The 14,010-nt window shown below is 54.9% G+C and carries 12 protein-coding genes; 4 read left to right on the top strand and 8 right to left on the bottom strand.

Annotated features, from left to right (window positions below):
* Positions 1–81: 81 nt before the first annotated feature.
* The 4 genes from dnaA (at position 82) to gyrB (ending at position 6,240) form a co-directional block, all read left to right on the top strand.
* Positions 82–1,470 carry a chromosomal replication initiator protein DnaA gene (gene dnaA / locus CVE23_RS00005; protein WP_188726101.1) on the top strand — a complete coding sequence of 463 codons (1,389 nt, stop codon included), beginning with the start codon at positions 82–84 and terminating at the stop codon, positions 1,468–1,470.
* Positions 1,471–1,474: 4 nt separating this feature from the next.
* Positions 1,475–2,575 carry a DNA polymerase III subunit beta gene (gene dnaN, locus CVE23_RS00010; protein ID WP_033568156.1) on the top strand — a complete coding sequence of 367 codons (1,101 nt, stop codon included), beginning with the start codon at positions 1,475–1,477 and terminating at the stop codon, positions 2,573–2,575.
* Between the two features lie 150 nt (positions 2,576–2,725).
* On the top strand, positions 2,726–3,811 hold the full coding sequence (recF, locus tag CVE23_RS00015; protein ID WP_013320098.1) for a DNA replication/repair protein RecF: 1,086 nt from the start codon (positions 2,726–2,728) through the stop codon (positions 3,809–3,811).
* A gap of 17 nt (positions 3,812–3,828) precedes the next feature.
* Positions 3,829–6,240, top strand: a complete 2,412-nt coding sequence (gene gyrB / locus CVE23_RS00020; protein ID WP_038920700.1) for a DNA topoisomerase (ATP-hydrolyzing) subunit B — start codon at positions 3,829–3,831, stop codon at positions 6,238–6,240.
* Between the two features lie 287 nt (positions 6,241–6,527).
* Here the strand turns inward: gyrB and CVE23_RS00025 are convergent, their stop codons facing one another.
* The 8 genes from CVE23_RS00025 to CVE23_RS00060 all read right to left on the bottom strand — a co-directional run bounded on the left by CVE23_RS00025 (position 6,528) and on the right by CVE23_RS00060 (position 13,833).
* Positions 6,528–7,502, bottom strand: a complete 975-nt coding sequence (locus CVE23_RS00025) for a caspase family protein (protein WP_100848616.1) — start codon at positions 7,500–7,502, stop codon at positions 6,528–6,530.
* A gap of 49 nt (positions 7,503–7,551) precedes the next feature.
* The gene (locus CVE23_RS00030) at positions 7,552–7,866 is read right to left on the bottom strand and encodes a TIR domain-containing protein (protein WP_100848617.1); all 315 of its coding nucleotides are present in this window, start codon (positions 7,864–7,866) and stop codon (positions 7,552–7,554) included.
* A gap of 94 nt (positions 7,867–7,960) precedes the next feature.
* Complete coding sequence (locus tag CVE23_RS00035) at positions 7,961–8,464, bottom strand: toll/interleukin-1 receptor domain-containing protein (protein WP_100848618.1); 504 nt, start codon at positions 8,462–8,464, stop codon at positions 7,961–7,963.
* Positions 8,465–8,466: 2 nt separating this feature from the next.
* Entirely contained in the window at positions 8,467–8,886 is a 420-nt protein-coding gene (locus tag CVE23_RS00040; protein ID WP_100848619.1) for a TIR domain-containing protein, read from the bottom strand.
* A gap of 344 nt (positions 8,887–9,230) precedes the next feature.
* On the bottom strand, positions 9,231–10,415 hold the full coding sequence (locus CVE23_RS00045; protein WP_100848620.1) for an MFS transporter: 1,185 nt from the start codon (positions 10,413–10,415) through the stop codon (positions 9,231–9,233).
* Positions 10,416–10,610: 195 nt separating this feature from the next.
* Positions 10,611–11,363, bottom strand: coding sequence for a 16S rRNA (guanine(1516)-N(2))-methyltransferase RsmJ (rsmJ, locus tag CVE23_RS00050; protein ID WP_038920697.1), 753 nt, complete (start codon positions 11,361–11,363; stop codon positions 10,611–10,613).
* Positions 11,360–13,402 (bottom strand): oligopeptidase A, encoded by a 2,043-nt coding sequence (gene prlC, locus CVE23_RS00055; protein ID WP_049855472.1) that lies wholly within the window; start codon positions 13,400–13,402, stop codon positions 11,360–11,362. The genes rsmJ and prlC overlap by 4 nt, the downstream gene beginning before the upstream one ends.
* 146 nt (positions 13,403–13,548) lie before the next feature.
* A complete protein-coding gene (locus CVE23_RS00060) occupies positions 13,549–13,833 on the bottom strand; it encodes a DUF2623 family protein (protein ID WP_038920695.1) in 285 nt (94 codons plus the stop codon).
* Positions 13,834–14,010: the final 177 nt, after the last annotated feature.

A 14,010-nucleotide genomic window follows, 5' to 3' on the forward strand; every position in this document is an offset into this window, starting at 1 on the left:
GCCGGGTGCCTGAAAAATCATGAGTTACATAACTAACGTCTGTTCCTTTTCTTGATTGACCTTGTTCGAGTGGAGTCCGCCGTGTCACTTTCGCTTTGGCAGCAGTGTCTTGCCCGTTTGCAGGATGAGTTACCTGCCACAGAATTCAGTATGTGGATACGCCCGTTACAGGCGGAACTGAGTGACAACACTCTGGCGCTTTACGCCCCTAATCGTTTTGTACTGGATTGGGTGCGCGATAAATACATCAATAATATCAATGGACTGTTGAATGATTTCTGCGGCATGGACGCGCCGTTACTGCGTTTTGAAGTCGGCAGCAAGCCGGTGACGCCTGTTGTCGTTCCAGCCGGCCATCATAGCGCCGCCGTACCCGCGCCTCAGGCGCGCGCCGCTTCGCCGGTGCGCCCGAGCTGGGAAACCCCGGCGGCGCCGGCCGAGCATACCTACCGCTCCAACGTGAACCCCAAGCACACCTTTGACAATTTCGTGGAAGGTAAGTCCAACCAACTGGCCCGCGCGGCGGCGCGTCAGGTGGCGGACAACCCCGGCGGCGCTTACAACCCGCTGTTTCTGTACGGCGGCACCGGCCTGGGTAAAACCCACCTGCTGCACGCGGTGGGCAATGGCATTATGGCCCGCAAGCCGAATGCCAAGGTGGTGTACATGCATTCCGAGCGTTTTGTGCAGGATATGGTTAAGGCGTTGCAGAATAACGCTATCGAAGAATTCAAACGCTATTACCGCTCCGTGGACGCGCTGCTGATCGATGACATCCAGTTTTTTGCCAATAAAGAGCGTTCGCAGGAAGAGTTTTTCCACACGTTCAACGCCTTGCTGGAAGGCAACCAACAGATCATCCTGACGTCGGATCGTTACCCTAAAGAGATCAACGGGGTGGAAGATCGTCTCAAGTCCCGCTTCGGCTGGGGGCTGACCGTCGCGATCGAGCCGCCGGAGCTGGAAACCCGCGTGGCGATCCTGATGAAGAAGGCGGACGAAAACGATATTCGCCTGCCGGGCGAGGTCGCGTTTTTCATCGCCAAGCGCCTGCGTTCCAACGTGCGTGAGCTGGAAGGCGCGCTGAACCGCGTGATCGCCAACGCCAATTTTACCGGCCGGTCGATCACCATCGATTTTGTGCGCGAAGCGCTGCGCGACCTGCTGGCGTTGCAGGAAAAGCTGGTCACCATCGACAATATTCAGAAGACGGTGGCGGAGTACTATAAGATTAAAGTTGCCGACCTGTTGTCCAAACGGCGTTCACGTTCGGTGGCCCGTCCGCGTCAGATGGCGATGGCGCTGGCCAAAGAGCTGACCAACCACAGCCTGCCGGAGATCGGCGACGCGTTCGGTGGCCGTGACCATACCACCGTGCTGCATGCCTGTCGCAAGATCGAGCAGCTGCGTGAGGAAAGTCACGACATCAAAGAAGATTTTTCCAATTTAATCCGAACCTTATCGTCATAACATCATGAAATTTATCGTTGAGCGTGAGCATCTGTTAAAACCGTTGCAACAGGTCAGCAGCCCGCTGGGCGGGCGACCGACGTTGCCGATTCTGGGCAACCTGTTGTTGCAGGTCAGCGAAGGTCGGTTATCGCTGACCGGTACCGATCTGGAAATGGAGATGGTGGCGCATCTGGCGCTGACGCAGCCCCATGAACCGGGCGCGACTACCGTTCCGGCCCGCAAGCTGTTCGATATTTGCCGTGGTCTGCCGGACGGCGCGGAGATTTCCGTCACTCTGGAAGGGGATCGGATGCTGGTGCGCTCCGGGCGTAGCCGCTTCTCTTTGTCCACGCTGCCGGCGGCGGACTTCCCCAATCTGGACGACTGGCAGAGCGAGGTGGAATTCACCTTGCCGCAGGCGACGCTGAAACGCCTGATCGAAGCCACCCAGTTCTCGATGGCGCATCAGGATGTGCGTTACTACCTGAACGGCATGCTGTTTGAAACCGGCGGCGAAGAACTGCGCACCGTGGCGACCGATGGTCACCGTCTGGCGGTGTGCGCCATGCCGGTCGGGCAGTCGCTGCCGTCGCATTCGGTGATCGTGCCGCGTAAAGGGGTGATGGAACTGGTGCGTCTGCTGGATGGCGGCGATACGCCGCTGCAGTTGCAGATCGGCAGCAATAATATCCGCGCCCATGTCGGTGATTTTATCTTTACCTCCAAACTGGTGGATGGCCGCTTCCCGGATTACCGCCGCGTGCTGCCGAAAAACCCGGACAAGACGCTGGAAGCGAGCTGCGACCTGCTGCGTCAGGCGTTCTCCCGTGCGGCGATTCTGTCGAACGAGAAATTCCGCGGCGTGCGGCTGTACCTGAACCAGAACCAGTTGCGGATCACCGCCAACAACCCGGAACAGGAAGAGGCGGAAGAGATTCTGGATGTGGAATACGGCGGCACGGAGATGGAAATCGGCTTTAACGTCAGCTACGTGCTGGATGTGCTCAACGCGCTGAAATGCGAAGACGTTCGTCTGCTGCTGACCGATTCGGTGTCCAGCGTCCAGATCGAGGATGCGGCCAGTCAGGCGGCGGCCTACGTGGTCATGCCGATGCGTCTGTAATCCCGCGCGGCGGGCGTCCGCTTTTGCCCGTTTTCACACGCCGCGCCATCAGGTGCGGCGTGTTGTTATCAAGATGTTGTTATCGGGATGGTGGCGTGAGCGTGCGAAAACGTCCGGCCTGGGCAAGAAATCAAGCAGAATGGTTGTAACATGGCGCTGACCCGTCTTCTTATCCGCGATTTCCGTAATATCGAATCGGCCGATCTGGCGCTGATTCCCGGCTTCAATTTTCTGGTGGGCGCCAACGGCAGCGGCAAGACCAGCGTGCTGGAAGCCATCTATACGCTGGGGCACGGGCGAGCGTTTCGCAGTATTCAGGCAGCCAGAGTGATTCGCCACGAGCAGGCCGAATTTATTCTGCACGGCCGTATTGAGGGGCAGGAGCGCGAGCGTTCCGTGGGCTTGAGCAAGAACCGCGACGGCGACAGCACGGTGCGCATCGACGGCAGCGACGGCCACAAAGTGGCGGAGCTGGCGCAATTGCTGCCTATCCAACTGATCACCCCGGAAGGCTTTACCCTGCTTAACGGCGGCCCTAAATATCGCCGCGCCTTTCTGGACTGGGGCTGTTTTCACAACGAACCCGGTTTTTTCAGCGCCTGGAGCAACCTCAAGCGGCTGTTGCGCCAGCGTAACGCGGCGTTGCGTCAGGTCAGCCATTACGGGCAACTGCGCGCCTGGGATCGGGAACTGGTGCCGTTAGCCGAGGGCATCAGCCAGTGGCGCGCCGACTACAGCGCCGCCATCGCGGCGGATATCGGTTCCACCTGCGCCCAGTTTTTACCGGAATTTTCCCTGAGTTTTTCCTTCCAGCGCGGCTGGGACAAAGAGAGCGACTACGCTGAACTGCTGGAGCGCCATTTCGAGCGCGACAGACAGTTGGGCTATACCGCGCTGGGGCCGCACAAGGCCGATTTTCGCATCCGCGCCGGCGGCGTGGCGGTCGAGGACATGCTGTCCCGCGGCCAGCTTAAGTTGCTGATGTGCGCGCTCAGGCTGGCGCAGGGGGAGTTTCTTACCCGGCAAAACGGCCTGAAGTGCCTGTACCTGATCGACGACTTCGCCTCCGAATTGGACAGCACCCGCCGCCGCCTGCTGGCCGAGCGGCTGAAGGCGACGCAAGCGCAGGTGTTCGTCAGCGCCATTACCGCTGAGCAGATTAGCGACATGGTGGGCGAAAATGGCAAGATGTTCCGCGTGGAACAGGGTAAAATAACCGTTCAATCACAGGACTAAATGAGCGAGAAACGTTGATGTCGAATTCTTATGACTCCTCAAGTATCAAGGTATTAAAAGGGCTGGATGCGGTCCGTAAACGCCCGGGGATGTATATCGGTGATACGGATGACGGAACCGGTCTGCACCACATGGTATTCGAGGTGGTGGACAACGCTATCGACGAAGCGCTCGCTGGCTACTGTAAAGATATTGTCGTCACCATTCATGCCGACAACTCGGTATCGGTGCAGGACGACGGCCGTGGTATTCCTACCGGCATCCACGAAGAAGAGGGCGTGTCCGCCGCCGAAGTCATCATGACCGTGCTGCACGCGGGCGGTAAGTTTGACGACAACTCCTACAAGGTGTCCGGCGGTCTGCACGGGGTGGGGGTATCGGTGGTGAACGCCCTGTCCGAGAAGCTGGAACTGGTTATCCGCCGCGAAGGCAAGGTGCATCGTCAGGAATACCGCCACGGCGAACCACAGGCGCCGTTGAGCGTGACGGGCGACGCCGACACCACCGGCACCACGGTGCGTTTCTGGCCGAGTCTGGAAACCTTCACCAACGTGGTCGAGTTTGAATATGACATTCTGGCCAAGCGTCTGCGCGAACTGTCGTTCCTCAACTCCGGCGTGTCCATCCGCCTGCGCGACGAGCGCGAAGAGAACAAGGCCGATCATTTCCACTACGAAGGCGGTATCAAAGCCTTCGTCGAGTACCTGAACCGCAACAAGACGCCGATCCACCCGCAGGTGTTCTATTTCAGCGCCGAAAAAGACGACATTGGCGTGGAAATCGCCATGCAGTGGAACGATGGTTTCCAGGAAAACATCTACTGCTTTACCAACAATATTCCGCAGCGTGACGGCGGTACTCATCTGGCCGGCTTCCGCGCTGCCATGACCCGTACGCTCAACAACTACATGGACAAGGAAGGCTACAGCAAGAAAGCCAAAGTCAGCGCCACCGGCGACGACGCGCGCGAAGGGCTGATTGCCGTGGTGTCCGTGAAAGTGCCGGATCCGAAATTCTCGTCCCAGACCAAAGACAAGCTGGTGTCTTCAGAGGTGAAATCGGCGGTGGAATCGCTGATGAACGACCGTCTGGTGGACTACCTGATGGAAAACCCCAACGACGCTAAAATCGTGGTCGGCAAGATCATCGACGCCGCCCGCGCCCGTGAAGCCGCGCGTAAGGCGCGTGAGATGACCCGCCGCAAAGGCGCGCTGGATCTGGCCGGCCTGCCGGGCAAACTGGCGGACTGTCAGGAACGTGACCCGGCGCTGTCCGAACTCTACCTAGTGGAAGGGGACTCCGCGGGCGGCTCCGCCAAACAGGGCCGTAACCGTAAGAATCAGGCCATTCTGCCGCTGAAAGGTAAGATCCTGAACGTGGAGAAAGCGCGTTTCGACAAGATGCTGTCTTCGCAGGAAGTGGCGACGCTGATCACCGCGCTCGGTTGCGGTATCGGCCGCGACGAATACAACCCGGACAAACTGCGTTACCACAACATCATCATCATGACCGATGCGGACGTCGACGGCTCTCATATTCGTACCCTGCTGCTGACCTTCTTCTACCGCCAGATGCCGGAAATCATCGAGCGCGGCCATGTGTTCATTGCTCAACCGCCGTTGTACAAGGTGAAGAAAGGTAAGCAGGAGCAGTACATCAAAGACGATGAGGCGATGGACCAGTACCAGATCATGCTGGCGCTGGACGGCGCCACGTTGCACGCCAACGCTCACGCACCGGCGCTGGCGGGCGAGCCGCTGGAGAAACTGGTGGCGGATCACTACGGCGTGCAGAAGCTGATCGACCGTATGGAGCGCCGCTATCCGCGCGCGCTGCTTAATGCGCTGGTCTATCAGCCGACTCTGACGGAAGCGATGCTGAACGATCAGGCGCAGGCTCAGCAGTGGATTGACTCGCTGATTCACTATCTCAACGAGAAAGAGCAGCACGGCAGTACTTATAGCTTCCTGCTGCGTCAGTCGAACGAGCGTCATGAACCGGTGCTGCGGGTGCGTACCCACGGCGTGGATTCGGATTATGCGCTGGATCTGGCGTTTGTGCAGGGCAATGAGTACCGCAAAATCAATCAGCTGGGCGAAAAACTGCGCGGGTTGATTGAAGATGGCGCCTACGTGGAGCGCGGCGAGCGCAAACAGCCGGTCGCCAGCTTCGAGCAGGCACTGGACTGGCTGGTGAAAGAGTCACGCCGTGGTCTGGCGATTCAGCGCTATAAAGGTCTGGGCGAGATGAACCCGGAACAGCTGTGGGAAACCACCATGGACCCGGAAAGCCGCCGTATGCTGCGTGTGACGGTGAAAGACGCCATCGCTGCCGACGAGCTGTTCACCACCCTGATGGGCGACGCCGTTGAACCGCGCCGTGCCTTTATCGAAGAAAACGCCCTGAAAGCGGCGAATATTGATATTTGATAAACGTTTTTGTGGGATCTCGTTCCAAATGAAATGACGTCTCATATGTATGCAATGGCGTCTCATTGAAAATGCAATAGGTTATGGGTACCAAAGAGAGGGACTTATGTTCCTCTCTTTTTTATTGTCAGCTTTAAACCACCTCCTCGGGAGGTGGTGATTGTTTTATGACTATTTACAAATTGGTCATAATAGGGAATGTAATAAATACAACTAGAGTTTAATTCAACCCTAGTTGTTAGGAATGCTATTTTTGGTATCTAAATTGTTTGAAAATAAAAATGGAATCAAATCCTATTTCTTTCAACCAATCTTCTGTAATGTTCACCAAGAGCTGTTAATCTACATGCTTTGCCTTCCATTGCTGCATTCCACATGTGAGTTGCTCCATCTGGTACAACTAGATTTAATCGATTATATTTCTGAAGTAAAGAGAAGGTCCTTGTGTTTTCCTCAACTGGTTCTGGCATCCCTTCATCTCTTCCTTTCATTTCTGGTTCGAACGTTGGGTCGAGTGGGAATGAGTAACCGGGTATAGGAAACAATGTCGTAATTTTCCTCAAATCCTCAATAGATATAGCTGGGGAGGATTTTCTAAGCGATACAAATTGCTTCACATTAGTTTTAAAAATAGGGCGCTGATCCCACGCTCCAAGTGATTGATCTATATGAGCATAAATGCTGCCTGGAGTTATGTCTCCAGTTAAGTTTGCTGCACTACCACTTAGTGCATCAACAAGCAATGTAGTAAAAACCCCATGTCCATTTTTTTCGGATGCGTACTGATCCTTTGTTGAAGCAGTTAAAAAGGTAACTCCTTCAGCAAGAGAGGCTAGTTGTCCTGCCTCGGGGGGAGTTCCCGCAATACCTGAGTGGCAGCTATCAAGAATAATAATTTTGTTTTTTGCTGGTGCGTCATTTGCAAGAGTCAATATTTCAGTAAGTGAAACGCCTTCATCACCACGCGAAGCATCAGATGTTAGCAAGTATCCACCTGTAGGCTCAATGTGACCATGCCCCGCGAAATAAAATAAGGCGATTTCTGCATCAGTACTGAAAAGTTTAGATATTTGGTCTTTTAATTGGCCTCGATTAACTTTCTCTGTTGGTCCTGTTCCTGCGAGTAATTGACAGTCAAAATTAACAGAGCCACCATCATGCCTTTCTAAGATAGCCTTTACTGAATGTGCATCATTAACACACCCATATAGATGATTTCCATGTTCATAATAATTTATACCAACGATTAATGCGATTCTCATGAGCAGCTCCTTACAGGCTATTTATGAAGTTTTTAATGGCATCCAATGATCAAAATACAGTTTTCACAGCTTCAATATTTGTTCTGTCATCGGAGTATGCCCAAATACCAATAACTTTCTTGCCTTCTTCCCTTGCACATGTAATTTCCCACATCTGTCCGCTAGAGTTGAGAGAGTTTTTGCTTATGAGTGCAATCACTCCATTAGATCTTTTAATACGAGTTCTCACCTTACTCTTCCATTCTTTTTTATAGGCTTCTTTTACGGACATATCGATATACTCAAATGGTGAGTTTGTATTTAATGATTGTTCTTTTAATAAATCTCTCTGTCTTTCATCTTCAATAGCAAATGCTACAAAAATAGTTTTTTAGAAGTCATGGTTTCATCCTGAATCGCTTAGTGAATATGTTGCATTTCGTGTAAAATGAAAAGGGGGCTTTAATTGCCCCCGCATTTTATTGTCCTAAATTCTGCTTGAGTACTCTGTGAAACTCATCAGCAGTTGTAGTATACCCGCGAGATTTGTATATTCTCCGATCCGCCTCATTTCCGGAAAAACTTTCCATCGTTGGCGTATACTTCATGTCCTTATTATAAGATGAAATAAAGAGATCAATTTGATTTAGATTTTTTATTTTAGGCCATTTTTTCAAATAGGATGGGAGTTGATGGTCAAGAATATTCAATTGAAATGTAGCAATACGGTTATCTGCATATGTGGCTTCACCAATTTCAAAGGGAACCCACCAAGATTTCGATGTGTCATCAGAAATAATAGCTAACAAATGAGTGCATTCACTCATACGCTTAGTTATGATGTCTGTTATTTCTTCAGCACCTTGTCTGGACTCTTCATCCAACACATCAAGGTAGGTTTTAATTCCAGCAACCTTCAACCGTTGATCTATTTTAAAGGCGTACTCTCGGTCTGTATGTCTATAGCTAATGAATACTGGCATTGTTACTTAGCCTCCGCTAGGTTTTTTATTTCATCAACAATAGATTTGCTATTCCAACCAACAATTTTATCCGCAGCATCTTTCACTGTTTTAGATGTTTTCTCTGATGCCCATGGTTCAATAGCTAATATTTTTTTCCCCATTTCTTGAGCAAGTTCAATCTCTATATTAATCCACTTGCTATAGGTGGAATAAACTCCTGCCATAATGACAACTACAGATGCTGGTTTGATTTGTGCTCTGATGGCCTCTTTCAGCTTTGCAGCACTTGGTGCGTTATGTATGGGGTCATCTTTTGGAACACTGTAGTTCTTGTAGTTGAAACCATTGGTTGTCACTTGAGAGTCAAGCATTTCACATACTCTGACGTATGCATTACTATATGACCAACTATGACTGATAAAAAGATTGTATAGAGCCATAAAAAAACACCTCTTTAGTTTTTATCACTAAAAAACAACATAGTGATGTTTTTTACAATTTAGGTGCTATATATAGTGGTGATAGACATTTAATGTCAAGATAAATTAATCAATTCTGGCGTTAAAGCTAACTGTTGATGTGTCAGACAATTTGATTTTTCAGAGAAAATTATCATCGCTTCAATAAGAATTACTGACGGTTTGTTACAAGTTCTACACTGGTATCAGTGAACATCTGATCTTCCCCACAACTATAGATTTCGACGATTGATAATTGATCGTTTTATTTAGAAAGGGGACTTGATGCGATTTTTTTGTGCATAACAGAAGTCGGCGTGGAGTTATTACTTTTGCCACCCTGCTTGGGCTGTTCCACGCCACTCCTGCGCCAACGCCATTACGGCGGTAATCACCATGAAGATAACCGCCGACCAGAAAATGGCGGAGGGATGCCCCTGATCCAACAACCAGCCGAAGACCACCGGGCCGCCGGCGCCGCCGATGTTAAAGCCGGTGGTGACCACGCCGAATACCCGCCCTTCAGCGCCGGCCGGCGATGCCGCGCGGACCAGCATATCCCGCGATGGCGCGATAATACCGGAAAGAAAACCGGCGACGGCCAGAATCAGGATGGTCGCCAGCGAAGGCAGCGCATACATCGCCACGATGGCGACCAGCACGGCGGTAATGACCAGCGAGCCGGTGGCAACCATGCCGTGGTGTCGGGTTTTGTCCGCCAGCGAACCGCCGGCCAGCACGCCGAAGGCGCTGGTAAACAGAAACGCGGTCAGCGCCAGGTTGGCTTCGGTCAGCGGCATACCGTAGCCGTTCACCAGTGCGGTAACCGAGAAATTCTGAATCGAGTTGGTGCTGAGGTTGAGCAGCATAAACAGCACCAGCAGCGACAGAATCGGCAGGGTGAACACCGCCACCTTGGGCGCCTGGCTGTGCTTATTCTGCGCGGCGGCGGAAGGACGGGCTTCCCGTTCGCCCAGCAGCATCGGTACGGTCAGCAACCCGAATATCCCGGACAGTACAAACGCGAATTCGATGCTGGTGACGGACGCGACCGCCAGCAGCACCGCGGGAGCGACGGCGGTGCCGAGGAAACCGGAAAAAGTGTGGACCGAGAAGGCGCGCCCCATGCGGTTTTCGACGATGCCACGCGACAGCAGCGCGTAATCGGCCGGGTGATAGACCGCGTTGGCCAGCCCTGCCAGCGCCATGGCTGCCAGCATCCAGCTGTAGCTGGTAAACAGACCGAGCGACAGGAAGCACAGGCTGCCCAGCGTCAGCCCGGCGATCAGCGTGCGGCGCGGCCCGATGCGGTCGACGGCGAAACCGATCGGCGTCTGCACAATAGCGGAGACAACGTTGAATACGCCGAGTGCAACGCCGATTTCCACGTAACTGATGCCGCGCTGCGCCGAGATCAACGGCATCAGCGCCGGCAGCACCATCATGTGAAAATGACTAACCCAGTGAGCGGCAGAAACCTGTGCCAGTAGTGGTAACTTATTTATTTTCATCGTTATTTTAATAGATTAAATGCGCGGGCGCGCAAGGATGGATTCAGCAATAAGGTTAACATATCGCCAGAACGGTTAGCCGTCTATCTTTTATGGGAGAGGGTTTTAAAATTAGCGAGGGTGCGGCAGGACGATCGATTGCGGAAAACAAGGTGTCTGGCTGCGGCGGTTAAAAAGCGCAGCCAGAACCTGGCGTTACTCCGCCAGCGGCAGATAAAAATCAAACCGATGGCTTTTGGTTTCCAGCGCGGACTGGGCGGGTACGCCGGCCAGCGGCGGCGCGTAGTCCGGGCGTTTGACCACCACCCGCTTTTTCGCCAGACGGCGCGCCGGCGCCAGCAGGGCATCGGCGTCATCGTCGGCGCCGACCAGTGTCTGAAATACCCGCATCTCCTTTTTCACCAAGGCGCTTTTCTGCCGATGAGGAAACATCGGGTCGAGGTAGACCACGTCCGGCGGCGGGGTAATCGCGGACAGCGCGTCGATGCTGGAGGCATGCACCAGCGTCAGGCGCTCGCACAGCCAGCCGCCGATTTCCGGGTCCTGATAACCGCGTTGCAGACCGTCATCCAGCAGTGCCGCCACTACCGGATGACGTTCCACCATCCGCACCCGGCAACCGAGCGCCGCCAGCACAAAGGCGTCGCGGCCGAGGCCGGCGGTGGCGTCTACTACGTCGGGCAGATAGTCTTTTTTAATGCCGACTGCTTTGGCGACCGCTTCGCCGCGTCCGCCGCCGAAGCGGCGACGGTGCGCCAGCGCGCCGGAGGCGAAATCCACGCAGATGGCGCCCAGCTTCGGCTCGTCGCATTTACGCAGTTCCAGCCTCTCGGGGGTGAGCACCAGCGCCAGCGATGCGGCGGCGTCGTTCTCCAGCCCCCAGCGCCGGGCCAGTACCGCCAGCGCCTCGGGGTCGGCGCCGGCTTCGGTCAGTAAACCAATCCTCATTCCTGAATGCCGTAGTGCTTCAGCATGGCGTCCAGTTTGGGTTCACGACCGCGGAAGCGTTTGAACAGCTCCATCGGCTCTTCGGAACCGCCGCGGGACAGAATGTTCTCCAGGAACGACAAGCCGGTGTCGCGGTTAAAAATGCCTTCCTCTTCAAAGCGGGAGAAGGCGTCCGCCGCCAGCACGTCGGCCCACAGGTAGCTGTAGTAACCCGCGGCGTAACCGCCGGCGAAGATGTGGCTGAAGGAGTGCGGGAAACGGTTCCATTCCGGGCTTTTCACCACGGAAACCTGCGCTTTCACCTCCGCCAGCGTCTCCAGCACGCGCGCGCCTTTAGCCGGGTCATAACCGGCGTGCAGACGGAAATCAAACAGGCCGAACTCCAACTGACGCAGGATGAACAACGCCGCCTGATAATTCTTGGCGGCCAGCATCTTGTCCAGCATCGCCTGCGGCAGCGGCTCGCCGGTTTCATAGTGACCGGAAATGAACGCCAGCGCGTCCGGCTCCCAGCACCAGTTCTCCATAAACTGGCTCGGCAGCTCGACGGCGTCCCACGGCACGCCGTTGATGCCTGATACGCCGGCGGTATCGATGCGGGTCAGCATATGGTGCAACCCGTGACCGAATTCGTGGAACAGGGTGGTGACTTCATCGTGGGTAAACAGCGCCGGTTTGCCGTTGACCGGGCGGTTGAAGTTACAGGTCAGGTACGCCACCGGTTTTTGCAGCTCGCCGTCGGCTTTGCGCAGGCGGCCTACGCAGTCATCCATCCAGGCGCCGCCGCGTTTGTGCTCGCGGGCGTACAGGTCAAGGTAGAAGCTGCCCAGCAATTCGCCGCTATCGTTAAACAGATCGAAGAAGCGCACTTCCGGATGCCAGACGTCGACGCCCTGACGCTCTTTGGCGGTGATGCCGTAAATGCGTTTCACCACCTCGAACAGCCCTTCCAGCACGCGTGGTTCCGGGAAGTAAGGGCGTAGCAGTTCATCGCTGATGGAATACAGGTGCTGTTTCTGCTGCTCGGCGTAGTAGGTGATGTCCCACGGGTTCAGTTCATCGACGCCGAAGTGTTCTTTGGCGAACGCGCGCAGTTGCGCCAGTTCCTGCTCCCCTTGCGGGCGGGCGCGTTTGGCCAGGTCGGTCAGGAAATCCAGTACCTGCTGCGGGTTTTCCGCCATCTTGGTGGCCAGCGATTTGTCAGCGAAGCTCGCGAAGCCCAGCAACTGCGCCAGTTCATGACGCAGCGCCAGCGTTTGTGCCATTACCTCGCTGTTGTCCCACTTACCGGCGTTCGGGCCTTGCTCGGACGCGCGGGTCACGTAGGCGCGGTACATCTCTTCGCGCAGCGCCTGATTGGAACAGTAGGTCATTACCGGCAGATAACTCGGGATATCCAGCGTCAGCAGCCAGCCTTGTTGCTCTTTGGCTTCCGCCAGCGCGTTGGCCGCCGCCAGCGCGCTTTCCGGCATACCGCTCAGCTCGTTGACGTCGGTAATCAGTTTGGTCCAGCCCATGGTGGCGTCCAGCACGTTGTTGCTGAACTGCGAGCCCAGTTCGGACAAGCGGGAGGCGATATCGCCGTAGCGTTTCTGTTGTTCCGGCGGCAGCGCAATCCCGGACAGTTCGAAGTCGCGCAGGGCGTTATCCACCGCTTTTTTCTGCGCCACGCTCAGGCCGGCGTAATGCTCGCCGTCGTGCAGGTCGCGGTAGGCGCGGTACAACCCGGCGTGCTGACCCACCCAGGTGCTGTATTCGGACAGCAGCGGCAGGCACTGTTCGTAGGCGCTGCGCAGTTCCGGGCTGTTTTTGACCGAATTCAGGTGGCTGACCGGCGAGAAAATCCGCCCCAGCCGATCATCACTTTCCGCCAGCGGCTGACACAGGTTATCCCAGGTGAACGGACCCGGCTGCGCCACCACGCGCTCGACAGTCTGACGGCAGTCGTCCAGCGCGGCCTGCACGGCAGGGAGGATGTGTTCAATCTGAATCTGGGAGAACGGCGGCAGGGTAAAGGAGGAAAGCAATGGATTGGTCATGGCACAGTCCTGAAATGTGTTGATGATGATTTAACATGGGGGGTAATGAAGGGAAAATCAATGGCCGAGGGCACAATCACGAGTACCACCAGTGCGCAACGCCGGCCGGAAAAAAGCGTCACTCATCGCATCGCGGACGAAGAGATTCAGGATGACTGGTTATAACCGGCGTAAAACCATGCCACCAGCGACGGGTTGCTGACGTCGGTAAAGAATTCCGCCACGATATCGCGCATCAGCCCGTAACGGCGGCACAACTGCCCGGCTTCGAACGCGGCCTGTTGTCTGCCCCGTTGCGAGGCCCGTTGATGCGCGTAGCCGCAGACGTAGCCGCGGCGGTAATCGTCGCAGTAATGACGGATGTCGCTCATCGATTGCGGCGTGGAGGCTTGCAACCCTGCCAGAATACCGTCGCCAAAGTGGTTTTTCATGAAGGTCGTTTCCGGGTAGTCGATATATAAACGATTATATATCGAAAAAGCTCCGTTATTGCAGTACCGGATGACGGATCGCAGTGATTGTCGGGTTATTTTGCGACGCTAACCGTTTATATACCCGTCATACTTCAAGTTGCAGGTGTGTTGGCTTTATATTACTCGGCCCATCCC

Origin of the sequence: Dickeya fangzhongdai, assembly GCF_002812485.1 — a bacterium.
Taxonomy (GTDB): Bacteria; Pseudomonadota; Gammaproteobacteria; order Enterobacterales; family Enterobacteriaceae; genus Dickeya; species Dickeya fangzhongdai.